Annotated in this window: 20 protein-coding genes and 2 riboswitches; of the genes, 12 read left to right on the top strand and 8 right to left on the bottom strand. The window is 66.7% G+C overall.

Going from position 1 to position 22,781, the window contains the following annotated elements:
- Positions 1 to 54: 54 nt before the first annotated feature.
- Genes ACLIJ1_RS20090 through ACLIJ1_RS20080 form a run of 3 tightly spaced genes read left to right on the top strand, consistent with a single transcriptional unit; the run spans position 55 to position 4,995 of the window.
- Entirely contained in the window at positions 55 to 1,338 is a 1,284-nt protein-coding gene (locus ACLIJ1_RS20090) for an HlyD family secretion protein (protein WP_411367333.1), read from the top strand.
- On the top strand, positions 1,335 to 3,533 hold the full coding sequence (locus ACLIJ1_RS20085; RefSeq protein WP_411367332.1) for a peptidase domain-containing ABC transporter: 2,199 nt from the start codon (positions 1,335 to 1,337) through the stop codon (positions 3,531 to 3,533). Before ACLIJ1_RS20090 ends, ACLIJ1_RS20085 begins: the two co-directional genes overlap by 4 nt.
- Before the next feature lie 16 nt (positions 3,534 to 3,549).
- Positions 3,550 to 4,995, top strand: a complete 1,446-nt coding sequence (locus tag ACLIJ1_RS20080; RefSeq protein ID WP_411367331.1) for a TolC family protein — start codon at positions 3,550 to 3,552, stop codon at positions 4,993 to 4,995.
- A gap of 440 nt (positions 4,996 to 5,435) precedes the next feature.
- On the opposite strand, the gene ACLIJ1_RS20075 is transcribed toward ACLIJ1_RS20080, so the two are convergent.
- Together ACLIJ1_RS20075 and ACLIJ1_RS20070 are read right to left on the bottom strand one after the other, a co-directional pair.
- Entirely contained in the window at positions 5,436 to 6,074 is a 639-nt protein-coding gene (locus ACLIJ1_RS20075) for a CoA transferase subunit B (RefSeq protein WP_411367330.1), read from the bottom strand.
- Positions 6,075 to 6,084: 10 nt separating this feature from the next.
- On the bottom strand, positions 6,085 to 6,786 hold the full coding sequence (locus ACLIJ1_RS20070) for a CoA transferase subunit A (protein WP_411367329.1): 702 nt from the start codon (positions 6,784 to 6,786) through the stop codon (positions 6,085 to 6,087).
- Positions 6,787 to 6,895: 109 nt separating this feature from the next.
- Here ACLIJ1_RS20070 and ACLIJ1_RS20065 point away from each other — a divergent pair, with 109 nt between their 5' ends.
- Positions 6,896 to 7,456 carry a LuxR C-terminal-related transcriptional regulator gene (locus ACLIJ1_RS20065; protein WP_411367328.1) on the top strand — a complete coding sequence of 187 codons (561 nt, stop codon included), beginning with the start codon at positions 6,896 to 6,898 and terminating at the stop codon, positions 7,454 to 7,456.
- A gap of 5 nt (positions 7,457 to 7,461) precedes the next feature.
- On the opposite strand, the gene ACLIJ1_RS20060 is transcribed toward ACLIJ1_RS20065, so the two are convergent.
- Together ACLIJ1_RS20060 and pcaC are read right to left on the bottom strand one after the other, a co-directional pair.
- Positions 7,462 to 8,445 carry a Bug family tripartite tricarboxylate transporter substrate binding protein gene (locus tag ACLIJ1_RS20060; RefSeq protein WP_411367327.1) on the bottom strand — a complete coding sequence of 328 codons (984 nt, stop codon included), beginning with the start codon at positions 8,443 to 8,445 and terminating at the stop codon, positions 7,462 to 7,464.
- A gap of 83 nt (positions 8,446 to 8,528) precedes the next feature.
- Positions 8,529 to 8,906, bottom strand: coding sequence for a 4-carboxymuconolactone decarboxylase (gene pcaC, locus ACLIJ1_RS20055; RefSeq protein WP_411367326.1), 378 nt, complete (start codon positions 8,904 to 8,906; stop codon positions 8,529 to 8,531).
- A gap of 81 nt (positions 8,907 to 8,987) precedes the next feature.
- Between pcaC and ACLIJ1_RS20050 the strand changes: the two genes are divergently transcribed.
- Positions 8,988 to 9,581, top strand: a complete 594-nt coding sequence (locus ACLIJ1_RS20050) for a peroxidase-related enzyme (protein WP_411367325.1) — start codon at positions 8,988 to 8,990, stop codon at positions 9,579 to 9,581.
- Between the two features lie 6 nt (positions 9,582 to 9,587).
- Here ACLIJ1_RS20050 and ACLIJ1_RS20045 read toward each other — a convergent pair whose 3' ends face one another.
- Genes ACLIJ1_RS20045 through ACLIJ1_RS20035 form a run of 3 tightly spaced genes read right to left on the bottom strand, consistent with a single transcriptional unit; the run spans position 9,588 to position 11,787 of the window.
- Positions 9,588 to 10,037, bottom strand: coding sequence for an acyl-CoA thioesterase (locus ACLIJ1_RS20045; RefSeq protein ID WP_411367324.1), 450 nt, complete (start codon positions 10,035 to 10,037; stop codon positions 9,588 to 9,590).
- A 24-nt stretch (positions 10,038 to 10,061) separates the two neighbouring features.
- Positions 10,062 to 11,000: a DMT family transporter gene (locus tag ACLIJ1_RS20040; RefSeq protein WP_411367323.1), complete on the bottom strand. Its 939-nt coding sequence runs from the start codon at positions 10,998 to 11,000 to the stop codon at positions 10,062 to 10,064.
- Positions 11,001 to 11,004: 4 nt separating this feature from the next.
- Positions 11,005 to 11,787: an SDR family oxidoreductase gene (locus ACLIJ1_RS20035; protein WP_411367322.1), complete on the bottom strand. Its 783-nt coding sequence runs from the start codon at positions 11,785 to 11,787 to the stop codon at positions 11,005 to 11,007.
- A gap of 148 nt (positions 11,788 to 11,935) precedes the next feature.
- On the opposite strand from ACLIJ1_RS20035, the gene ACLIJ1_RS20030 reads away from it, so the two are divergent.
- The 7 genes from ACLIJ1_RS20030 (at position 11,936) to gcvP (ending at position 21,843) form a co-directional block, all read left to right on the top strand.
- Positions 11,936 to 13,618, top strand: a complete 1,683-nt coding sequence (locus tag ACLIJ1_RS20030; RefSeq protein WP_411367321.1) for an electron transfer flavoprotein-ubiquinone oxidoreductase — start codon at positions 11,936 to 11,938, stop codon at positions 13,616 to 13,618.
- 161 nt (positions 13,619 to 13,779) lie between these two features.
- Complete coding sequence (locus tag ACLIJ1_RS20025; protein ID WP_411367320.1) at positions 13,780 to 15,099, top strand: TAXI family TRAP transporter solute-binding subunit; 1,320 nt, start codon at positions 13,780 to 13,782, stop codon at positions 15,097 to 15,099.
- The gene (locus ACLIJ1_RS20020; RefSeq protein ID WP_411367319.1) at positions 15,096 to 16,394 is read left to right on the top strand and encodes an ABC transporter substrate-binding protein; all 1,299 of its coding nucleotides are present in this window, start codon (positions 15,096 to 15,098) and stop codon (positions 16,392 to 16,394) included. Before ACLIJ1_RS20025 ends, ACLIJ1_RS20020 begins: the two co-directional genes overlap by 4 nt.
- An 83-nt stretch (positions 16,395 to 16,477) precedes the next feature.
- A complete protein-coding gene (locus tag ACLIJ1_RS20015) occupies positions 16,478 to 17,008 on the top strand; it encodes a hypothetical protein (RefSeq protein WP_411367318.1) in 531 nt (176 codons plus the stop codon).
- A 50-nt stretch (positions 17,009 to 17,058) separates the two neighbouring features.
- A riboswitch (glycine riboswitch) is annotated at positions 17,059 to 17,159 on the top strand.
- Between the two features lie 12 nt (positions 17,160 to 17,171).
- Positions 17,172 to 17,276, top strand: a riboswitch (glycine riboswitch).
- A 69-nt stretch (positions 17,277 to 17,345) separates the two neighbouring features.
- On the top strand, positions 17,346 to 18,473 hold the full coding sequence (gcvT, locus tag ACLIJ1_RS20010; protein WP_411367317.1) for a glycine cleavage system aminomethyltransferase GcvT: 1,128 nt from the start codon (positions 17,346 to 17,348) through the stop codon (positions 18,471 to 18,473).
- A 37-nt stretch (positions 18,474 to 18,510) separates the two neighbouring features.
- The gene (gene gcvH / locus ACLIJ1_RS20005; RefSeq protein ID WP_411367316.1) at positions 18,511 to 18,882 is read left to right on the top strand and encodes a glycine cleavage system protein GcvH; all 372 of its coding nucleotides are present in this window, start codon (positions 18,511 to 18,513) and stop codon (positions 18,880 to 18,882) included.
- Positions 18,883 to 18,915: 33 nt separating this feature from the next.
- The gene (gene gcvP, locus ACLIJ1_RS20000) at positions 18,916 to 21,843 is read left to right on the top strand and encodes an aminomethyl-transferring glycine dehydrogenase (protein ID WP_411367315.1); all 2,928 of its coding nucleotides are present in this window, start codon (positions 18,916 to 18,918) and stop codon (positions 21,841 to 21,843) included.
- On the opposite strand, the gene ACLIJ1_RS19995 is transcribed toward gcvP, so the two are convergent.
- Complete coding sequence (locus ACLIJ1_RS19995; RefSeq protein ID WP_411367314.1) at positions 21,789 to 22,712, bottom strand: LysR family transcriptional regulator; 924 nt, start codon at positions 22,710 to 22,712, stop codon at positions 21,789 to 21,791. The two genes, gcvP and ACLIJ1_RS19995, sit on opposite strands and share 55 nt — an antisense overlap.
- Between the last annotated feature and the right edge of the window lie 69 nt (positions 22,713 to 22,781).

The raw sequence follows: 22,781 nt of genomic DNA, 5'->3' as shown, positions 1-22,781 counted from the left end.
TGTCGAACTTTTGTATCAGCGTGTGACCGACGCGCGCTCGGACCCCACCCCGCGATGACACCCCCTTCCCCGCCTCCCCAGCGGCTGTTCAGGGATGAGGCCCTGGCTGCGCAACGCACGCAGCTGCTGGGCCAGATCGTCCTGACGCCCCGCATCTCGATGCTCTGGCTGAGCCTGGTCGCTGCGGCGCTGGCGCTGGCCGTGATCCTTTTCCTCGTCTTCGGCAGCCACACCCGGCGCGTCACGGTGACCGGCCAGCTAATGCCCGCCGGCGGCCTGATCCGGGTGCACACACCGCAGGCCGGCGTGGTGCTCGAGAAACGGGTCGCCGACGGCCAGGTGGTGAAGAAGGGCGACGTCCTCTATGTACTGACCAGCGACCGCCAGGGCGACGGCGCACGCGAACTGCAGGCCGACATCGCGCGCCAGGTCGGCGCCCGCAAAGGATCGCTGGAGCAGGAAATCGAACGCTCGCGCAAGGTGCAGGACGACGAACTGGCCAACCTGCAGCGCCGCTCCGATACGCTGCGCGGCGAGTCCGCCGCCATTGCTGCCCAGATCGAACAACAGAAGACCCGGTTGTCGATCGCGGAAGACACCCGCAAGCGCTACCAGAGCCTGGCCGACCAGGACTACATCGCTCGCGAAGAGCTGGTGCAGAAAGACATCGACCTGACCGAGCAGCGCTCGCGCTTGCGCGGTCTGGAGCGCGACGCACTGGGCGTGCAGCGCGAGCTCGGACAGGTGCAGCAGGACATTGCAGCGACCAAGCTGCGCAACGCCAACCAGCTGGCCCAACTCGAACGCGACGTCTCCAGCACCGACCAGCAGCTGACCGAGGTCGAATCCCGCCGCCGCGTCGTGATCACCGCCCCCGAAGCCGGCCGCGCCACCCTGGTGGTGTCCGAAGTCGGACAGACCGTCGACGTGAACCAGGCCCTGGCCACGCTGGTGCCCACCACCGGCGAGCTGCAGGGGCGGCTGTACGCGCCCAGCAGCAGCATCGGCTTCGTGCGCCCCGGCGACCAGGTGCTGTTGCGCTACCAGGCCTTTCCGTACCAGAAGTTCGGCCAGAAGGAAGGCACCGTGGAAACCGTGTCGACGTCGGCCGTGAACCCGGGCGAACTCGCCGGTCTGCCCGCCACTGGCCTGCCTGCGGGCGAGCCGGTGTTTGCCATCCAGGTCAAGCTCAAGGCCGGCACCATCGCCGCCAACGGCGAGCTGCGCCCCCTGCAGGCTGGCATGCAGCTGGAGGCCGACATCCTCCAGGAACGCCGCAAGCTCTACGAGTGGATGCTCGAACCCCTGTTCAGCGTGACCCGCCGGATCGAACCATGAGCACCAGCCCTCCCCTGAACAACGCCGGCTGGACCGACCGGCTGTCCTTCGGCCTGGGCCGCACGCTGCCCGTGATCCTGCAGACCGAAGCGGCCGAGTGTGGCCTGGCCTGTCTGGCGATGGTGCTCAACCAGCATGGCTCGGCCACCGACCTGGCCGCACTGCGCGCGCGCCACACCGTCTCGCTGACCGGCGTCACGCTGGCCACGCTGACCGACATCGCCCAGCGCGAACAGTTGGGCACGCGCGGCCTGCGGCTCGAACTGGACGAGCTGTCCCAACTGCGCCTGCCAGCCATCCTGCACTGGGACCTCAACCACTTCGTCGTGCTCAAGTCTGTCTCGGCCGGTCACGTCGTGGTGCACGACCCGGCCTTCGGCGAACGGCGGCTGAGCTTCGAAGAAACTTCGCGCCATTTCACCGGCGTGGCGCTGGAGGTCTGGCCCAACCCGGGCTTTGCGCCCAAGGAGGAGAAAACCCGCGTGCGGCTGACGCAGCTGATCGGCCAGGTGTCCGGTTTCTGGCCCTCGCTGTCACAGGTCTTGCTGCTGTCGCTGGCGCTGGAGGTCTTTGGCCTGGTCTCGCCGCTGTTCATGCAATGGGTGCTGGACCATGTCGTGGTCGCGCGCGACACGCAGCTGCTGACCACCCTGGCGCTGGGTTTCGGACTGCTGATGTTGATCCAGCAGGCGGTGTCGCTTCTGCGCTCCTGGCTACTGATGGTGATCAACACCTCGGTGGGCCTGCAGTGGAAGGCCAATGTGTTCGCGCACATGACGCGGCTGCCGCTGTCGTACTTCCAGAACCGGCACCTGGGCGATGTGGTCTCGCGCGCCGGATCGGTCGACGAAATCCAGCGCACGCTCACTGCCGCCTTTGTCGAGGCGCTGTTCGACGGCCTGCTGGTGATCTTGACCCTGGTGCTGATGTTCATCTACAGCCCGACGCTGGCGGTGGTGTCGCTGATTGCGGTGGCGCTGTACCTGGCGATGCGGCTGCTCTGGTACCGCCCGCTCTACGCGGCCTCGGAAGAGACGCTGGTGCGCGACGCGACCCAGTCAACCCACTTCCTCGAGACCATCCGCGGCATGCGCGCGATCCAGCTGTTTGGTCGGCAGAACCAGCGCCAGGGCGCCTGGCAGACCCTGCTGGTCAACGCGACCAATGCGCACCTGAAGGTGCAGAAGCTGCAGATCTTCTACCGGCTGCTGCGTGGCCTGCTCAGCGGCGGCTTCATGGTGCTAATCGTCTGGCTGGGCGCACGCCAGATCCTGGCGACCGAACTCACGGTCGGCATGCTGATGGCATTTTTGGCCTACCGCGGCCAGTTCGACACCCGTGTCACGGCGCTGATCGACAAGGCCATCGACCTGAAGATGCTGCGCCTGCACGCCGAGCGGCTGGCGGATCTGGTGCTCACGCCCGCGATGCCGCAGGCCCAGCGGCTGGGCGCGCGCGACCTGACCGCGGCGGCGGACCAGGGACAAGGCCCGGCGCTGAAGCTGGATAAGCTGCGCTACCGCTACGCCGACCAGGCGCCCTGGGTGCTCGATGGCCTGTCGCTGGACATCCAGCCGGGCGAGGTGGTCGCGATCACCGGCCGCTCCGGCTGCGGCAAGACCACGCTGATCAACCTGCTGCTGGGCACCTACGCCCCGCTGGAGGGTCAGATCCAGGCCGATGGCGTGCCGCTGGCGCAGATCGGCATCGAACGCTGGCGCCAGGGCGTGGCGACAGTAATGCAGGACGACAGCCTGTTCGCCGGCTCGATTGCCGACAACATCTGTTTCTTCGATGCGCAGCCCGATTTCAACTGGATGGTCGAATGCGCCAGCATGGCCGCGCTGCACAGCGACATCGAAGCCATGCCGATGGGCTACCAGACACTGATTGGCGACATGGGCACGGTCCTTTCGGGTGGCCAGAAGCAGCGCCTTCTGCTGGCCCGTGCGCTCTACAAGCGCCCCCGTCTGCTGATCCTCGACGAAGCGACCAGCCATCTCGACCTGGAGTCGGAGGCGCAGGTGAACCAGGCCATCGCCGGCCTGCCGGTCACGCGCATCGTCATCGCCCACCGTCCGGAAACCCTGCGCTCGGCGCAGCGTGTGGTCGAGATGCAAGGCGGCAGTGTCGCCTTTGACGGCACGCCCGAGGCCTATTTCGCCCGGGTGGCCGAACGGTCGCGCCGGGCCTGAACTGCAAGAGCGCCGCATGACGCAACCCGCCATTCCCCTTGTCCGCACCGCCGTGGCCCTCGCGCTCGCGCTGCTGGCGGTGACCGCACAGGCGCAACCGGCCGAAAAGCCACTGCGCCTCTCGCCGATGCTGGCCCAGCCGCCGGTCGTGGTTCCGCATGAGCCCGAGGCCACCGGCCACTGGGCCTTGCAGGCCGAGCGCTGGCAACCCGGCAGCGATGCCTGTGGCGCCGCGCAGAGCCCACCCTGGGAGCGGTTGACGCTGGGCGACGCGCTGGCGCTCACGCTCTGCAAGAGCCCCACCCTGCGCCAAGCCATCGCAGAGGTCACCGCCCAGTCCGCCAATGTCGAACTGGGTGAAGTTGCGTTCTGGCCCAGCTGGAACGCCAACGTCGAATACAGCAGCGCGCGCAACTTCAACTCGTCGGGCAACTCCGGCCGAACGCTCGGTGCGTCGGTCGGTCTCTCTTGGGCACTGTTCGACTTCGGTCAGCGCAGCGCCGGCCTGCGTGAAGCACGTTTCGGACTCGCCGCCGCAATGGCCAGCCAGGGCAACACCCTGCTCGAATCGGTGCGCGAAGTGACGCGCCTGTATGGCGAAGCGGTGGTCGCGTCCGCCGCGCTGGACGCGACCATCGAGGCCGAAGCCACCGCCAACCAGACCGCGGCGGCCGCACAGGCCCGCTACGAAGCCCAGGTCGGCAGCCAGATCGACCGCCTGCAGGCACAGACCGCGCTGGCCCAGGCCACGCTGGAGCGGGTGCGCGCGCAGAGCAGCTGGGAAAGTGCACGCGGCAAGATGGCGCTGGCGCTCGGCGGCGATGTGGAACAACCGCTGCGGCTGGCCGAGTGGACCGCATGGACCCGCCCCGGCAAGGAGTTGCCGGACCTGGCGACACTGCGCCGGGAAGCGCGCAGCCAGCACCCAAAACTGCGGGCCGCCCAGGCCCAGGTGGATGCACTGCAGGCCAGGCTGGAAGCCCTGCAGGCGCAGGCGCGCGGTTCGGTCACTGTCAGCGCGAGCGGCGGCAGTTCGCGCAACTGGGGCGCAGCCGGCAACGGCAACATTCCGACGGCCAACGCGGCGGTGATCGCATCCATTCCGCTGTTCAACGGCCGCGAGTCTTCGGCACAGCAGGCCCAGGTAGTCGCGCAGAAAAGCGCGAAAGAATCCGAACTGGAGACCGCACGACGCGACGTGGACAGCCAACTCTGGCAGGCCCATCAGGCACTGTTGACCAGCCGCCAGAGTCTGCTGGCCAGCGAGCGGCTGCTGGTGTCTGCCAGCGGCACCTACCGGGTGGCCCAGGGGCGTTACAAGGCGGGCGTGGGATCGGTGCTGGAGCTGCTGAACGCCCAGTCGGCCCTGGCCGAGGCGCGCCGTCAGCGGGTGGCCTCTCTGGTCGACCAACTCACAGCCCGCACCCAGCTCGGACTGGCGGCCGGGCGTGCTGGCCTCTGAATCTCCCGAGACCTGAGACACAAAACAAAAAAAGCACCCGAGGGTGCTTTTTTCTGGCCTGTCGACCGGGAGGTCCGGTCAGGGAACCTGCGGCGGCTCGTTCGGGGTGGTGCCCCCGCAGCTCGGCTTCGGATCACAGGTCGGCTTGGGGTCACACACCGGCTTGGGATCGCAGGTCGGCTTCGGGTTGCAAGTGGTCGTCGTGGGCGTGCAGCTGGTGCGGTAACCCCACCAGCACCAGAACCAACCACCACCAACTTCACCCATTTCTTCGTTGCTCAGGACGCGCATGTGGTACTCCTAAATAGTGTTAACTAACGCACAACCAACTACTTTAGTATACGTGTTGGCCCGTGAAAAAGTAAACACTTTGATACATACCGCCCGTCGGAATGACTACCAAAGGGCTGCACGCCGAGCCCCGCCGAGAGGCTCCCGCATCACACCAGCGGCACCCCGGTCTTGCTCTGGATGAACTCGCGCGTCACGCCATCGGCCAGCTCCACCAGCTTCAGGCCTTCGGGCGTCACGTCCATCACGCCCAGGTCGGTGATGATGCGATCGACCACGCCCTTGCCGGTCAGCGGCAGCGTGCATTGGGGCAGGATCTTCAGGTCTTCGGTACCGTCCTTCTTCTTGGCCACGTGCTCCATCAGCACGATCACGCGCTTGACGCCAGCCACCAGGTCCATGGCGCCGCCCATGCCCTTGACCATCTTGCCGGGGATCATCCAGTTGGCCAGGTCGCCCTCGGCCGTGACCTGCATGGCGCCCAGGATGGACAGGTTGATCTTGCCGCCACGGATCATGGCGAAGCTCTCATGGCTGCCGAAGATGGCCGAGCCCTTGAGCGTGGTCACCGTCTGCTTGCCGGCGTTGATCAGGTCGGCGTCCACCTCGTCCTCGTAGGGGAAGGGGCCGATGCCCAGCATGCCGTTCTCGCTCTGCAGCCACACCTCGACGTGGTCGGGCACATGGTTGGCCACCAGCGTCGGGATGCCGATGCCGAGATTCACATAGAAACCGTCCTGCAGTTCCTGCGCCGCGCGCGCGGCCATCTGGTCTTGGGTCCAAGGCATGTCGTGCTCCTTACTTGCGGTCGCGGGTGGTGCGCTTCTCGATGCGCTTCTCGGGCGTGGGGTTGTGCACGATGCGGTGCACGTAGATGCCGGGCAGATGCACGTCGTCCGGCGCGATCTCGCCGGTGGCGACGATGCGCTCGACTTCGACAATGCAGATCTTGCCGGCCATGGCGGCGGCCGGGTTGAAGTTGCGCGCAGTGAGGTTGAAGCGCAGGTTGCCCGACTTGTCGGCCACGTCGGCCTTGACCAGCGCCACCTCGGGGAACAGTGCGTGTTCCATCACATAGGTTTCGCCACCGAACTCGCGCAGTTCCTTGCCTTCGGCCACCAGGGTCCCGACGCCGGTCTTGGTGAAGAAGGCCGGGATGCCGGCACCGCCGGCGCGAAGTTTCTCGGCCAGCGTGCCTTGCGGCGTGAAGTCCAGTTCGAGCTCGCCGGCCAGGTACTGGCGCTCGAACTCCTTGTTTTCGCCCACGTACGACGAGATCATTTTCTTGATCTGGCGCGTCTGCAGCAGCTTGCCCAGACCGAAATCGTCCACGCCGGCGTTGTTGGAAATGGCGGTCAGGTTCTTGACGCCCGAATCGCGCAGGGCGTCGATCAGGGCCTCGGGAATGCCGCAGAGGCCGAAACCGCCGACCGCAATCAGCTGGCCGTCGGCCACCACGCCCTTGAGGGCTTCGGCCGCGCTGGGATAAATCTTGTTCACGTGAAAAGACTCCAGTGGTTGAACAAACAGGGATCGAGAAATCGAGTGGCTGCACGATACTACGTATCCACATACGTAGTTTGACCTAGAGACTAACCCGCACACCGCAATGGACCAGATCGACTACCGCCTCGCCTTTGACCTGGCCCCGGTGGGCCTCGCGCTGTCGCGCAAGCGCACAATGGTGGACTGCAACCAGGCCCTGTGCGAGATGTTCGGTGCGACGCGCGACCAGTTGGTGGGTCAGAGCTTCCGCATCCTCTACCCCAGCGCCGACGAGTACGAACGCACCGGCGCGCGCATCGTGCCCATCCTGGGCCGCGGCGGCACTTACGCCGACGAACGCATCATGCAGCGGGTGGATGGCCGCTTCAAGGGCGAAACCTTCTGGTGCCACGTGACCGGGCGCGCGCTGGACCCGGCCGACCCGCACGCGGCGGGCATCTGGAGCTTCGAAGACCTGAGCGCGCGCCGGCCGGTGGGCGCGGCGCTGACGCCCCGGGAACGCGAGGTCGCCGCCTGCCTGATGGACGGCCTGACCAGCAAGGAAATCGGCAAGCAGCTGGGCATCAGCCACCGCACCGTGGAGATCCACCGCGCGCGGCTGATGCGCAAGTACCAGGCGCACAGCACGCCTGATCTGGTCCACCGGCTGATCGCCGGCAGCTAGTCAGATCACTGCGGCTGGAAGCCGCTGTCCTTGATGATCTTCGCCCAGACCCTGGAATAGGCACGCTCTCGGGCCGCCAGCTGTTCGCCGGTCATGTATCCCACGCTCAGGCCCATGGCGGTCAGCTTGTCCTTCACTTCCGGCACGGCGATGGCCTTCTGGATCGCGGCGCCCAGCTTGTCCAGAGTGGCCTTGGGTGTGCCGGCCGGGGCGAACACGCCGTAGTACGGGACTTCCTCGAAGCCGGAGAGGCCCAGCTCGGCGAATGTGGGCACCTCGGGCATGGCGGCCTGGCGCTGGGTGCCCATGACGGCAACCACGCGCAGCTTGCCGGCCTTGTGGTTCTCGATGAAGTCGGGAATCGAGGCGACGCCGGCCGCGATCTGGTTGCCCAGCATGTCGGCCATCATGGGCGCGCTGCCCCGGTACGGTGCGGCCACCAGATCCAGTCCATTCTTCTTGGCGATTTCCTGCACCAGGAACTGCGGCACCGAGGCCGGTGCCGGAATGCCGACCGAGCCTTTGCCGCCTTGCTGTCGGACCCAGTCGATGTAGGCTTTGTAGCCCTGCACCGGCGTGCCGCCCGACACCGCGATGGCGTTCACGAAGGTGGCGAAGCCGGCCACCGGCACGAAGTCCTTGGCCGAGTCATAGCCCGGGCTCTTCACCACCATCGGCAGGATGGTGATGGTGTGGTCGTGGCTGAGGAACAGGGTGTGGCCGTCGGGCGCCGCCGCCTTCAGGGCCTGCGCCGCCAGCTGGCCACCGGCGCCCGGCTTGTTGTCCACCACCACCGGGTTGCCCAGGTCGGCCTGCAGCCGCTCGGCCAGGATGCGGGCGATGGCATCGGTGCCACCGCCAGGCGGAAAACCGACCAGCATTTTGGTGGTTGATGTCTGTGCGTGCGCGGTGAACGCCATGCCGCCAAAGGCAACGGCGACGAGTGCCGAGAACGAACGGCGCTGGATTGAACGGACGGATTTGTGCATGGAACTCTCCAATTTATTAAACGATGTTCAAATTTTTGAATACAGTGATATTCATCAAACCGGTTTTGGTTCGATGAACGATTTCAGGGGCTTGTTGACGCGACCACCTCGGCGGCCGTCCGGAAGGCTTCGACGGCCGTCGGGATGCCGCAGTAGATGGCGGCGTGCAACAGAACTTCCTGGATCTCCTCGACCGTGGCGCCGTTGTTGAGGGCGCCGCGCACATGGCCCTTGAGCTCGTGCTGCTTGCCAAGCGCGGTCAGCATCGCAACGGTGATCAGGCTGCGCGTCTTGCGGTCCAGGCCTTCCCGCTGCCAGACATCGCCCCAGGCGGCCCGGGAAATGTGGTCCTGGATCGGCTGGGTGAAAGGGGTGGTGCCGGCCAGGGCCCGGTCGACAAATTCGTCGCCCATCACGTCGCGGCGGGTTTTCAGGCCTCGGTGGTATTGCTCGTCTTGCATGATTTGTTCCCCAGGTGTCAGTGTCGGATTCACGGCGGAGGATAAGCTGGCCCCATATCCAGAACCTGAACGGAGACCAACATGACCGACGCGACACGCTATCCCCTGCCCGATCTGAACACCCTGCCGGATGACCTGAAGGCGAAGATTCTGGAGGTGCAGGAGAAAGCAGGCTTCGTGCCCAACGTGTTCCTGGCGCTGGCGCGTCGGCCCGCCGAATGGCGCGCGTTTTTTGCCTACCACGACGCCTTGATGACCCCGGAGACGGCCGGTCGCAGCTCTGGCCTGACCAAGGGCGAGCGCGAAATGATCGTGACCGCCACCAGCGCCGCCAACCATTGCCTGTACTGCGTGGTGGCGCACGGCGCGATCCTGCGCATCTATGAAAAGAAGCCGCTGGTGGCCGATCAGGTCGCGGTGAACCACCGCAAGGCCGACATTCCGCCGCGCCAGCGCGCCATGCTCGACTTCGCGATGAAGGTTTGCCTGGCCTCGCACGAAATCGACGACGCCGACTTCGAGGCGCTCGCCGCCCACGGCTTCAACGACGAAGACGCCTGGGACATTGCGGCCATCACCGCCTTCTTCGGCCTGTCCAACCGCATGGCCAGCTTCAGCGGGATGATGCCCAACCCCGAGTTCTATCTGATGGGGCGCGTCCCCAAACAGAAATGAGCCAAATCAGCGTCCCAGCAACGGAGGGTGCCCGGCGCCTTCGATGAGTGCCCGGGCGTGCTCCGACATTGGCACCGACTTCTGCTGAGGGAAGTTGACCCAGACGATGGTGGCACCGCCATTGGCGTAGACCGTCTTCGGGTCGTCGGTGCGCAGCATCTCGTGGAAGGTGTCGAACGAGGTCTTGCCCATCGTGCCAACATAGGTGCGCACCAGCACATCGCCAGGGAACTCGAACTGGCGGATGAAGTTGCAGAAGGCGTTGACGATCACCGGACCTTCGCCCTGGGGATCGGCCGGCAGGCCCATCCCGAAGAACCAGTCCAGCCGGGCGATCTCCATGTAGCGGAAGTAGATCGTGTTGTTGACATGGCCCATGGCGTCCATGTCGCCCCAGCGGATGGGGACGACGACTTCGTGCACCAGGCGTTTTTCGGCAGGCAGTTCCAGTTTCATGCAGGGTCCTCGAAGTCCTAAAGTTCAGCGGTGGGCACGGATGGAAGCCAGGATCCCGGCCACGAACAGCACACAGGCCAGCAGTTGCGCGGTCGCCGGCCATTCTCCGCTCCAGGCAAAGGCGTAGATCAGGGCAAACACGGTTTCGCTCACGACCAGCTGTCCGGCAAGACTGGTGCTCAGCCGCCGGCTGGCGACGTTCCACAGCACCGAGGCGATCCAGGCCGAACCGATCCCGGTGAAGGTGCAGACAAAAACAAAGATTCCAAGCCCCGGGCGCGACAGCAGGTCGCTCCAGTCCGTGCCCCAGCCCAGCCAGATCAACAGCCCGCCGAGACCGGCGGCCAGCCCCAGCCAGTTGGCCCAGGCCATGGACTTGATGTCGGGGTGGCGGCGGATCCAGCGGGCGTTCAGGAGGCCGAAGGCCAGCCAGCACAGCATGGCAGCCGTCGCCAGCAGCATGCCGCGCCAGAAATGACCCGTGCCGCCCACCTCCGCCTCGGCCGAAGTGACCTGGATCATCAGCGCCATGCCGCCGGCGGTCAGCACCAGGCCAGGCAACAAGGCCGCCCATCGCAGGTGGTCCGGCTTGCCCAGCAGCATCATCCACAGCGGCAAGGTACCGATCACCAGCGCCGGGAGCGGCGCACCGACATCGGCGATGCCATACACCAGCAGCAGGTAGTAGCCGGTGTAGCCCAGAAGGCTCAGCCACGTGGCGGCGCGCGCCTGTGCTGCGTCGGGCCAGAGCGCAGCCCGCGCGCCAGCGGGCGCACGCAGCGTCTGCCACAACAGCCAGACCAGCGAAAAAAGACCGCAGGCAATGAAGCGCCCGGCCGTGTAGTCGGCCGACGAAAAGCCGGGCGCCATCAGCGGCGCCACAAAGGTCGTGCCCCAGAACGCGCCAGTCCCCAGCCCGGCCGCGATGCCGGTGGCCATGCCGGGCGGCAGCCCGGCAGACATCCGCTCAGGCACCGAAACCGTCATCCGCCGCGATCACCGCTCCATTGACAAAGTGGCTCTCGTTGCTGGCCAGCATGACCAGGATGGCGTCGAGGTCCGCGGGATGACCGACGCGCTTGCGCGGCAGCATCTGGATCAGCTTCTGGCCCTGCTCGGTCTGCCAGTGGTGGTGGTTGATCTCGGTGTCGATGTAGCCCGGGCAGATCGCGTTGACGTTGATGCCGAACTTGCCCCATTCGACCGCCATGGCCTTGGTCATCTGCACCACGGCAGCCTTGCTCATGCAGTAGACGCCAATCTGCGGCAGCACCTTCAGGCCCGCCATCGACGCGATGTTGATGATGCGGCCGCCCACGAAGGTGCCGGGCGCGGCGCCCTTGGCGCGGGCCAGCATGCGCTTGGCCACTTCCTGGGCCACGAAGAAGGCGCCCTTGGTGTTGGTGTTGAGGATGAAGTCGTAGTCGTCCTCGGTCACGTCCTGCAGCCGCTGGGTCGTGCTCACACCCGAGTTGTTGATCAGGATGTCGATCGGGCCGACCTCGGTTTCGGCGTGCGCGATCGCCGCCTTGATCGACGCCAGGTCGGTCACGTCCAGCGCCACCACGTGCGCATCGCCACCCTCGGCCTCGATGTGCGCGCGCAGCGCCATCAGGCGGTCGGTACGGCGGCTGGCCAGCACTACGGCGGCGCCGGCCTTGGCCAGCGTCTTTGCAAACTGCTCGCCCAAGCCGCCCGAAGCGCCGGTGATCAGGGCCACGCGGCCCGAAAGGTCAAGGCTGTAGGCCATTTAGAGATGCTCCTCGAAAGACAGTGAGCGGGTCGCCCAGGCGGCCCAGGTGACAAGGATTGTGCGCCATCGGCCACTAGAATCCGTCACGACCACGACAGGCCGCAGGCATCGGAGCCCCGGCCACACACAGAGGAAGACCCGACACATGAGCCCCGAAGAGATCCTGAGCACCTACGGTCCGCGAGAAGCAATGGAATACGACGTGGTCGTGGTGGGCGGCGGGCCATCGGGCCTGTCCACCGCGATCCGACTGAAGCAGCTGGCCGCAGAGAAAGGCGCTGAAGTCAACGTCTGCGTGCTGGAGAAGGGTTCCGAGCCAGGCGCCCACATCCTCTCGGGCGCCGTGATGGACCCGCACGCCATCACCGAGCTCTTTCCCAACTGGAAGGAGATGGGGGCGCCGCTGAACCAGCCCGTCACCCACGACGACCTGCTGGTTCTGACCGAGACCGGCGCCACCCGCACCCCCGAATGGCTGATGCCGCGCAACTTCCACAACCATGGCTGCTACGTGATCAGCCTGGGCGCAGTGACCAAGTGGCTCGGCGAACAGGCCGAAGCCCTGGGCGTGGAGATCTTCCCCGGATTCACCGCCGCTGAAGTGCTCTACAACGACGACGGATCGGTCAAGGGCGTGGCCACCGGCAACCTGGGGGTGGGCAAGGACGGCGAGCCGACCGACAACTTCCAGATCGGCATGGAGCTGCACGCCAAGTACACCGTGTTCGCCGAAGGCGCCCGCGGCCACCTGGGCAAGCAGCTGATCGCCAAATACAAGCTCGACGACGGCAAGGACGCCCAGACCTTCGCCATCGGCATCAAGGAACTGTGGGAAGTGCCGGCCGAGAAGGCCAAGCCCGGGATGGTGGTGCACACCGCCGGCTGGCCACTGGGCGACGACGCCTTCGGCGGCGGTTTCCTCTACCACCTCGAAGGCAACAAGGTCACGCTGGGCTACGTGATCGGCCTGGACTACCAGAACCCCTGGATGAGTCCGTTCGAAGAAATGCAGCGCTGGAAGACCCACCCGGCCATCAAGGCGCACATCGAAGGCGGCCGCCGCCTGAGCTACGGCGCCCGTGCCCTGAACAACGGTACGCCGCAGGCGCTGCCCAAGACGGTGTTCCCCGGCGGTGCGCTGGTCGGCTGCGACGCCGGCTTCCTCAACGCCGCCCGCATCAAGGGCAGTCACGCGGCCATCAAGAGCGGCATGCTGTGCGCCGAGGCCGCGTTTGACGCCGTGGCCGCCGGCCGCAGCAGCGACGAACTCAACGGCTTCCCGGTCGCCTTCGCGCAGAGCTGGCTGTACGACGAACTCTGGACCTACCGCAACTTCAAGAACTGGTTCAAGAAGGGCGCGCTGGTGGGCAAGCTGATGACCGGCATCGAGCACTGGTTCCTGCCCAAGGTGGGCGTGAAGACCCCGCCCTGGACGCTGCACAACACGACCAGGGACCACACCAAGCTCAGGCCGGCGGCAGAGATGCCGCAGATCAGCTACCCCAAGCCCGACGGCGTGATCACGTTCGACCGGCTCTCCAGCGTGTTCGTCTCCAACACCAACCATGAAGAAAACCAGCCGGCGCACCTGACGCTAAAGGACGCCAGCGTGCCGGTGAAGATCAATCTGGCCAAGTACGCCGGCCCGGAGAGCCGTTACTGCCCGGCCGGGGTGTACGAGTTCGTCAACAAGGACGGCGCGGACCAGCTGGTGATCAACGCCCAGAACTGCGTGCACTGCAAGACCTGCGACATCAAGGACCCAACCCAGAACATCGTCTGGGTCACGCCGGAAGGCGGCGGCGGGCCCAACTATTCGGGCATGTAACCCGTTCCGGCACAGACAGGCCACCTTCGGGTGGCTTTTTTTCTGGCAAGGCGTTGTCATTCGGGCACACCTGCCGCCACAAGCAAGAAAGCATTGCTTTCGGGACTGGCGCACACGAAGCGTTACAACTATTCTCCACGCGAGCTCAAGGAGTCCCTCGCGTGAATGCGCACAACCTGTACGGTCGCCGCTGGCTGCTGATTCGCCTGCCCCTGGCAATCCTCGGGCTGGCGCTGGGCGTTTTCGTGTGGGGATGGATCTATCCGATGCCGCCCTCGCGGATCACCCTCTCCGCTGGCCTGCCCGGCGGAGCCTACGAACTGTTTGCCCAGCGCTATACACAGGAGTTCGCCAGCCACGGCGTGCACTGCGAGGTGCTGCCGTCCGCCGGATCGGCGCAAAACCTGAGCCGTCTGCGCAGCCAACCCGCCAGCGCCGATCTGGCCTTCGTGCAAGGTGGCTTTGGCTGGAACTCCATCTCGGAAGCCACCTCCGCCAGCGGCAACCCGCAGACCCTGGCGGCGGTCGACATCGAAGGACTCTGGCTGTTTTCCCACCACAGCGATCTCACCAGCCTCGACCAGTTGCGCAACCTGCGCGTGGCCGCCGGGCCCGATGGCAGCGGCCACCGCGTGCTGTTCCGGCGGCTGCTGGCGGAACAGCTGATAGCGGCGGACGCGGTACAGATGTCCCTGCTGACCGGAGCCGCTGCGGTGCAGGCCCTGCGACAAGGGCAACTGGACGCGGTCTTCCTGGTGGCTTCGCCGCAGGCCCCCGTGGTGCAGGAGCTGGTCCAGTCGCCCGGGATCCACCTGGCCGCTCTGAAGCTGACGGCCGGCATCGCGGACCGCAACAACTTCCTGGAACGGCGCCTGCTGGCGCAGGGCAGCCTGGGCTCCAGCCAGCCGCCGCAGGACATGGCCATCCTGACCACACACACGCACCTGCTGGCCAGCGAAGCGCTTGATCCGGCGCTCAAGCGCCTGGCAACCGCGGTAGCGGTCAAGGTGCACGGGGGACAAGGCACATTTCACCGGGCCGGCGAGTACCCGCTGCTGCAGAACAGCGACTTTCCGGCGGCACCTGAGGCGCGGCAGGTGCTGCGGCGCGGGCTCAGCGTGCTGGAGCGCAACCTGCCGTTCTGGTGGGTGCAGGTGTTGCAGCGGCTGCTGGTGATCGGCCTGCCGATCCTGGTCACTGTCGTGCTGCTGGGCTGGCTGATCCCGCTGTGGCTGCGCTGGCGCCTGGAGAGCCGCATCTCGCGCTGGTATGGCGAACTCAAGTTCATCGAACACGACCTGGCCCGCGACGCCATCGACATGGGTGGCATCGGCCTGAACCGCATCGTCGGCCGCGTGCGCCTCATCGAGCGCGCCGTGCAGGGCATGGCGCTGCCGCCGGAACTGGCGCGCCGCTGGTACCTGCTGCGGCACCACGTGGCTTTCGTCAAGGGCCGGGTCCGGGAGTACCAGGGACGATGAAGCTGCTGCTGCTGTACCGCCGACGCTGGTGGCTGATCTATCTTCCGCTGGCGGTGATGCTGATGGCCGCGATGGCGGTGACCCTGCTGTGGTGGGAGCCGCTGCCGCCGCAGCGCGTGGTGATCGGCACCGGTCCGGCCCAGAGCAGCTATCTCGACCTGGCGCGGGAATACGCCGTGCGGCTGGAGCGCGCGGGCATTGCCGTGGAGATCGTGCCGTTCTCGCGCCCACAGGATCCGCTGGCGCAGCTTGCCTCGGCCCAGCCGCGGATCGACATCACCTTTGCCCAGGGTCTCTACGCCGACAACGCCCCGGGCGCCCAGACCCTGGCTGTCATCGGCCACGAGATCCTCTGGGTGGTGGCGCGAGAAGGCATCCAGAGCCTGCAGGACCTGCGCAACCGCCGCATCGCGGCTTCTGTCGAAGGATCTTCGAACCGTCTGGCGGCGCAGATGCTGCTCCAGCATGCGCGGATCCCGCCCGGCGAAGTGGTTTTCTCCGAAGAAGTGGGCGACAAGGCCGTGGCAGCCCTCACCGAAGGGCGCGTCGACGCGGTCGTCCATGTGGCCACGGGCGGTTCCCGCACCGCAGGCACGCTGGTGCGCATGGAGGGCTTTCATCTGCTGCCGGTGGAGCATGTCGGCTCGCTGGTGGCCAAGGCGCCGCACCTGCGGGCGGTCATCATGCCGCAGGGTTCGATCGAGCTGCGCAGCAACCTGCCTTCTGCCGATCTGCCCAGCGCCGTCACCCTCACGCACCTGGTCGCCCGCCCCGGGCTGCATCCGGCCCTGCAGCGCACGCTGCTGGATGTGGCCGACGAGATCCATGTGATGGCCGGTTTCCTGGAGCGCCAGGGCGTCTATCCGACCACCGTGGGCAGCGACTTTCCGGTCGCACCCGAGGCCCTGCTGCACCAGCAGGGCACGCGCCCCTGGCTGGAAACGTTGCTCCCTTACGGCACCGCCCAGTGGGCACAGCTGATCCTGTTCGTCGTGCTGCCACTGGGCCTGCTGGGCTCGATACTGCTGATCCGCGCGCCACGCTACATCGAGTGGCGCATCGAGGCGGCATTGCTGCACTTCTACGGCGAACTGCAGTTCCTGGAAGACGAGTTCTCCCACCTCGCCCAGCCCGGGGAAGACATCCTCTGGCAGTTCGAGCAGCGCGTGGATGCGCTGGAGCGCATGGTGACCTCGCTCGAACTTCCCGACCAGTTCACCGACCGCTGGTACACCCTGCGCGAACACCTGGACGAGGTGCGCCTGCGCATCCGGGCCGCCACCGAGGCAGCCTGAGCGGCCGGCCCCCGAGCCGCAGAGTTTCACACCGGCGACACACGGCGCGCGCACAGTGCGCGCTTCGTCGTTGGAGTCAAAAAATGCTGATCAAGACCGACAAAGGTCGCCACGAGCTGCGCCCGGGAAACCGCTCCCTGGGGCAGCGTGAGCGGGCCCTGCTGCTGGTGGCCGACGGGCAGCAGAGTGAATCAAGGATGGCCGACCTGTTTGACGGCGCGGGCCGCCAGCTCATCGAGCGGCTGGTCGCGCAAGGCTTTCTGGCCCGGATCGCTACGGCGCGCGAGGCTCCGGCGCCGATCCCACCCGCCGCACCAACCCTGCCAGACACGACCACCATCCACGGTGAACAGTTCGCCGGCACGCGCTCGCTGGCCACGGCCCGCATGTTCCTGTTTGACCTGAGCGAACGCCTGTTTGCGCCGCGCGACAAGGCCATGGCCAGCCGCTACCGCGAAGCGCTGCGCGAGGCACGGAGCCCCGAAGCCATGCTGGCCGTCGGGCGGGCGCTGATCGCCGACGTCGAGACCCTGGCCGGCAGCGAACGGGCTGACGGCATCAGCGAGCGCTTGGCCAAGCTGCTCCCGGGCCACCTGCTGGAATCGGCCGCTTGACACGGCGCAGGACCGCTGGCCCACGGATTTGCGGCAAAGCTTCCGGTAAACTCGACCCATCAGGAGAGTGCTCCCCCCGTGGAGCCGCCGAAGGCGCAGGCGGTCGTTGCAACGGCCCTGAACGCTCAGGCAAAAGGACTGATGACCACTGGCTGAAAAGCCGGTGTCCCCCACTGGAGAGAGGCCACCCCAGCAGGTGGTCCACCGAAGGAGCAAGTGCGGCATCGCCCGCGCGAATCTCTCAGGTAAAGCGGACAGTGGGGCAGCACACGGATGCACCGTGTCGTCGCTGTGGCGCTGTGCCGCGGCATCTGCCCCACCCAACGAGAGTCCGCCTGTGTCCGACACCTCTGCCCTGCTCCAGACCCCGCTCAACGCCCTGCACCTCGAACTCGGTGCGCGCATGGTGCCCTTTGCCGGCTACAGCATGCCGGTGCAGTACCCCGCCGGCCTCATGGCCGAACACCACCACACCCGCAACGCCGCCGGCCTGTTCGACGTCTCGCACATGGGTCAGCTCACGCTCTCCGGCCCCGATGCCGCGGCCGCGTTTGAATCGCTGATGCCCGTGGACGTGATCGGCCTGGGCGTGAACAAGCAGCGCTACGGCCTGCTGCTGACCGACGAAGGCGGCATCATCGACGACCTGATGTTCGTGAACCGTGGGTCGGACATCTTCGTGATCGTCAATGGCGCCTGCAAACACGGTGACCTGGCGCACATCGTTGAACGCATCGGCGGCCGCTGCACCGTCACTCCGCAATTCGACCGCGCCCTGCTCGCCCTGCAGGGCCCGCAGGCAGTGACCGCGCTGGCCCGCCTGCTGCCGGGCATCGAGAAGCTGGTGTTCATGACCGGCATGGCTGCGACCTGGAACGGCGACGACCTGTTCGTCACACGCAGCGGCTACACCGGTGAAGACGGTTTCGAGATTTCCCTGCCGGCCGCCAGCGCCGAGGCCTTCGCCCGCGCCCTGCTGGCACAACCCGAGGTCAAACCCATCGGCCTCGGTGCTCGCAACTCCCTGCGCCTGGAAGCCGGCCTGTGCCTGTATGGCAACGACATCGACACCACGACCACGCCGGTGGAAGCGGCGCTGAACTGGGCGATGCAGAAGGTGCGCCGCACCGGTGGCGAACGCGCCGGCGGTTTCCCGGGTGCTGCCCGCGTGCTGGCCCAGCTGGACAGCACGCAAGCCCTGACCCGCAAGCGCGTGGGCCTGGTGGCGCTGGAGCGCGTGCCGGTGCGTGAACACGTCGAGCTGCAGAGCCTGAACGGCACGAAGATCGGCGAAGTCACCAGCGGCCTGCTCGGCCCCACGGCCGACAAGCCGGTCGCCATCGGCTACGTCACCCCCGAATTTGCTGCCACCGGAACCCGCGTCAGCGCCCTCGTCCGTGGCAAGACCGTGCCGATGGAGGTCGCACCCATGCCCTTCGTTCCCAATAGATACTTCCGCGGCTGAGTCAGCCCTTTCCAACTTTCTTCACTGGAGCCACACCATGACCACCAAGTACACCGAAGACCACGAATGGATCACCGTTGACGGCGGCATCGCCACCGTCGGCATCACCCACCATGCGCAGGACGCGCTGGGCGACGTGGTGTTTGTCGACCTGCCCGAAGTCGGCAAGAGCTTTGCCCAGAAGGACGTGGCCGGCGTGGTCGAGTCCGTCAAGGCTGCGGCCGACGTCTACATGCCCGTCAGCGGCGAGATCACCGAAGTCAACACAGCCCTGCGCGACGACCCCTCGCTGGCCAACAGCGACCCGCTGGGCGCAGGCTGGTTCTTCAAGGTCAAGCTCAGCGACGCCGCTCAAGTCGACGCTCTGCTGGACGCGACCGCCTACGACGCCTTTTCCAAGTCCGCCTGAATTCCCCCGAACCGATCTGCCAAGAACATTGCCATGCTGATGCCGTCCGTCAAACCCCTGGGTGAACTCGAAAACGCCAGCGAGTTCATCGCCCGCCACATCGGCATCAGCGAAGCCGATGAAACGATGATGCTGTCGGTCATCGGCGAGGCCTCGCGCCGCGCCCTGATCGACGGCATCGTGCCGCGCAGCATTGCGCGCAGCACCGGCATGGACCTGCCGCCCGCGACCACCGAAGCAGCCGCGCTGGCCGAACTCAAGGCCATCGCGGCCAAGAACAAGGTCTTCAGGAGCTTCATCGGCCAGGGCTACTACGGCACCCACACACCGGGCGTGATCCTGCGCAACATCCTGGAAAACCCCGCCTGGTACACGGCCTACACGCCCTACCAGGCAGAGATTTCGCAGGGGCGCATGGAAGCGCTGGTCAACTTCCAGACCATGGTGACCGACCTGACCGGCATGGCGATCGCCAACGCATCCATGCTCGACGAGGCCACCGCCGCCGCCGAAGCCATGACCCTGGCCAAGCGCTCGGTCAAGGCCAAGGGCCACGTGATCGTGGTCGCCGGCGACGCGCACCCGCAGACCATCGAGGTGATCCAGACCCGCGCCAAGCCACTGGGCCTGACCGTGAAACTGGCCAACTCGGCGCCCGAATGGGCCGCCGCGCTGGCTGCCGACGACTACTTTGCCGTGCTGGCGCAGTACCCTTCGACCAGCGGTCGCATCGACGACCTGCGCGCCGACGTGCAGACGGTGCACGGCAAGCAGGCCGCGTTCATCGTGGCGGCCGACCTGCTGGCGCTGACCCTGCTGGTGCCCCCGGGGGAGTTCGACGCCGACATCGTGATCGGCACCACGCAACGCTTCGGCATGCCCATGGGCGCGGGCGGCCCGCACGCCGCCTACATGGCCTGCCGCGACGAGTTCAAGCGCTCCCTGCCCGGCCGTCTGGTCGGCGTGAGCGTGGACACGCACGGCAACGCGGCCTACCGCCTGGCGCTGCAGACGCGCGAGCAGCACATCCGCCGCGAAAAAGCCACCTCCAACATCTGCACGGCGCAGGTGCTGCCCGCCGTCGTGGCCAGCATGTACGCGGTCTACCACGGCCCAGAGGGTCTGAAGCGCATCGCACAGTGCGTGGCGGCCTACACCGCGGTGCTGGCCGCCGGCCTGCAACAGCTGGGCCACACGCTGACCAGCGACACCGCCTTCGACACGCTGACCGTGAAAGCCAAGGACGCCGCGCACGCCCAGGCCATCCTGGCCAAGGCACTCGCCCAGGGCGCCAACCTCAAGCTGTCGTGGGGCCATTACGTCAGCATGTCGCTGGACGAAACCACCACGCGGCAAGACATCACGCTACTGTGGTCGGTGTTCGCCGCCGAAGGCCAGGCCCTGCCGTCATTCGACGCTTTCGAGAAGGGCGTCGAGCCGCTGATCCCGGCCGAACTGCGCCGCACCAGCGCCTACCTGACGCACCCGGTGTTCGACAGCCACCACAGCGAGACCGGCATGCTGCGCTACATCCGCGCGCTGTCCGACAAGGACCTCGCGCTGGACCGCAGCATGATCCCGCTGGGCTCGTGCACCATGAAGCTCAACGCCACCAGCGAGATGATCCCCATCACCTGGCCCGAGTTCGCCCACGTGCACCCCTTCGCCCCGGTCGACCAGCTGCAAGGCTACAAGGAGCTGGACGAGCAGCTGCGCGCCTGGCTGTGCCAGGCCACGGGCTACGCCGGCATCAGCCTGCAGCCCAACGCCGGCTCGCAGGGTGAATATGCCGGCCTGCTAGCCATCCAGGGCTGGCACGCCTCGCGCGGCGAAAGCCACCGCAACATCTGCCTGATCCCGTCGTCGGCCCACGGCACCAATCCCGCTTCGGCCCAGATGGCGGGACTGCAGGTGGTGGTGACCAAGTGCGACGAACACGGCAACGTGGACATGGCCGACCTGAAGGCCAAGTGCGAGCAGTACAGCGACAGGCTCGCCGCCATCATGATCACCTACCCCTCGACCCACGGCGTGTTCGAGACCACGGTCAAGGAACTCTGCGCCCTGGTGCACAGCCATGGCGGCCGCGTGTACGTGGACGGTGCCAACATGAACGCCCTGGTCGGCGTGGCCGCACCGGGCGAGTTCGGCGGTGACGTGAGCCACCTGAACCTGCACAAGACCTTCTGCATCCCGCACGGCGGTGGCGGCCCGGGTGTCGGCCCGGTCTGCGTGGTCGAAGACCTCGTCCCCTTCCTGCCCGGCCACGGCCGTGGCGCGGAGCCGGGTGGTGTCTGCGGCACGCCCGCGTCGGCCCACGCCGTGGGCGCGGTCAGTGCTGCTCCTTTGGGCAATGCGGCGGTGCTGCCCATCAGCTGGATGTACATCCGCATGATGGGCGCCGACGGTCTGAAGCACGCGACCGAGGCTGCGATCCTCTCGGCCAACTACATCAGCAAGCGCCTGGCCGACCACTACCCCACGCTCTACGCGTCGGCCAACGGCCACGTGGCGCACGAGTGCATCCTGGACCTGCGCGACCTCAAGGAAACCAGCGGCGTGATGGCCGAGGACGTGGCCAAGCGCCTGATGGACTACGGCTTCCACGCGCCGACGCTCTCCTTCCCGGTGGCCAACACGCTGATGGTCGAACCGACCGAGAGCGAAACGCTGGAAGAGCTGGACCGCTTCATCGACGCCATGATCGCGATCCGCAACGAGATCCGGCAGATCGAAAAGGGCGAGTGGCCGCAGGACGACAACCCGCTGAAGAACGCCCCGCACACCGCGGCCAGCGTGCTCACGAGCGAGTGGTCGCACCCCTATTCGCGCGAACTCGCTGCTGCGGCCAAGGGCCATGCGGTCAACACCAAGTACTGGCCGTCGGTGGGTCGCGTGGACAACGTCTACGGCGACCGCAACCTGTTCTGCAGCTGCGTGCCGGTCAGCGAACTGGCCTGATCCGTCAGCCACTCGCGCAGGATGCGCAAGGCCGGTGCCTCCTGGCGCCGGCTGAGCGTGACCAGGCCGAAGCGCGCGGTGGCGTCCAGCGCGGGCGACATCGTCAGCGGCACCAGCCCCGGCGCGGCCGCGTTCACCGTCAGCACGATGGCCTGGCTCTGCCGGGCCGCCTCGACCAGGCTCAGCGTCTCGTCGCTGCGCAGCGTCACCATGTCGTCCGGGTTGGCCTGCGGCCCGAAACGGCCAATCAGGATGCGCGCCACCTCGTCGCTCAGCGGCGTGGACGCCACCGGGTAGGCCAGCACATCGGCAATGCCCACGGGCGCGCCGCGCCGCGCCAGCGGATGGTCCGGCCGCACCAGAAACCCGGCATCCAGCTCGAACACCTGCGCAATCTCCAGGTCGGCCGACGGTCGCACCGATCGCACGTCCAGCACCGCCGCGTCCAGGTGCTGCTCACGCAGTTCGCCCACCAGCACGCTGGTGTTGCCGCGCGAGATCTGCAGCTGGAGTTTCGGGTGGCGTTCGGCCATGTGCAGCATGAGCGGTGTGGACAGCAGCGCTCCCGGCCCTGAGCTCAGGCCGATGCGCAGCGTGCCGATCAGGCCGGCGTGCAGGCCCTTACCGGTCTGCTTCAGCGCTTCGGCATCCGCCACCAGCCGCCGCGCGCGCTGCAAGACCTCTTGCCCAAACGGTGTCAGCGCGATGCGCCGGCCCAGCCGGTCGAACAGACGTCCGCCCAGCTCGTCTTCCAGCCCCTGGATGCTGCGCGTGAGCGCGGGCTGGGTGAGGTACAGCGCCTTGGATGCCTGCACGAAAGCCCCGAGTTCGGCCAGCACCACGAAGTGCCGCAGTTGCACCAGCGTCATGTAAACCTCCAGTCAAATGCATGGATCATTGATGATCAATGCATTGGACTTTAGATCAGTCGCTTCCTA

It is taken from the genome of Hydrogenophaga sp. RWCD_12 (assembly GCF_046604225.1).
Taxonomy (GTDB): domain Bacteria; phylum Pseudomonadota; class Gammaproteobacteria; order Burkholderiales; family Burkholderiaceae_C; genus Hydrogenophaga.
This window is presented reverse-complemented; position numbering and strand designations above follow the sequence as displayed.

Bases quoted from the DNA above. Each gene is read 5' to 3' on its own strand.
- ACLIJ1_RS20090 (WP_411367333.1), top strand. From the start codon at position 55: ATGACACCCCCTTCCCCGCCTCCCCAGCGGCTGTTCAGGGATGAGGCC.
- ACLIJ1_RS20085 (WP_411367332.1), top strand. From the start codon at position 1,335: ATGAGCACCAGCCCTCCCCTGAACAACGCCGGCTGGACCGACCGGCTG.
- ACLIJ1_RS20080 (WP_411367331.1), top strand. From the start codon at position 3,550: ATGACGCAACCCGCCATTCCCCTTGTCCGCACCGCCGTGGCCCTCGCG.
- ACLIJ1_RS20075 (WP_411367330.1), bottom strand. From the start codon at position 6,074: ATGCCTTGGACCCAAGACCAGATGGCCGCGCGCGCGGCGCAGGAACTG.
- ACLIJ1_RS20065 (WP_411367328.1), top strand. From the start codon at position 6,896: ATGGACCAGATCGACTACCGCCTCGCCTTTGACCTGGCCCCGGTGGGC.
- ACLIJ1_RS20060 (WP_411367327.1), bottom strand. From the start codon at position 8,445: ATGCACAAATCCGTCCGTTCAATCCAGCGCCGTTCGTTCTCGGCACTC.
- pcaC (WP_411367326.1), bottom strand. From the start codon at position 8,906: ATGCAAGACGAGCAATACCACCGAGGCCTGAAAACCCGCCGCGACGTG.
- ACLIJ1_RS20050 (WP_411367325.1), top strand. From the start codon at position 8,988: ATGACCGACGCGACACGCTATCCCCTGCCCGATCTGAACACCCTGCCG.
- ACLIJ1_RS20045 (WP_411367324.1), bottom strand. From the start codon at position 10,037: ATGAAACTGGAACTGCCTGCCGAAAAACGCCTGGTGCACGAAGTCGTC.
- ACLIJ1_RS20040 (WP_411367323.1), bottom strand. From the start codon at position 11,000: ATGTCTGCCGGGCTGCCGCCCGGCATGGCCACCGGCATCGCGGCCGGG.
- ACLIJ1_RS20035 (WP_411367322.1), bottom strand. From the start codon at position 11,787: ATGGCCTACAGCCTTGACCTTTCGGGCCGCGTGGCCCTGATCACCGGC.
- ACLIJ1_RS20030 (WP_411367321.1), top strand. From the start codon at position 11,936: ATGAGCCCCGAAGAGATCCTGAGCACCTACGGTCCGCGAGAAGCAATG.
- ACLIJ1_RS20020 (WP_411367319.1), top strand. From the start codon at position 15,096: ATGAAGCTGCTGCTGCTGTACCGCCGACGCTGGTGGCTGATCTATCTT.
- ACLIJ1_RS20015 (WP_411367318.1), top strand. From the start codon at position 16,478: ATGCTGATCAAGACCGACAAAGGTCGCCACGAGCTGCGCCCGGGAAAC.
- gcvH (WP_411367316.1), top strand. From the start codon at position 18,511: ATGACCACCAAGTACACCGAAGACCACGAATGGATCACCGTTGACGGC.
- gcvP (WP_411367315.1), top strand. From the start codon at position 18,916: ATGCTGATGCCGTCCGTCAAACCCCTGGGTGAACTCGAAAACGCCAGC.
- ACLIJ1_RS19995 (WP_411367314.1), bottom strand. From the start codon at position 22,712: ATGACGCTGGTGCAACTGCGGCACTTCGTGGTGCTGGCCGAACTCGGG.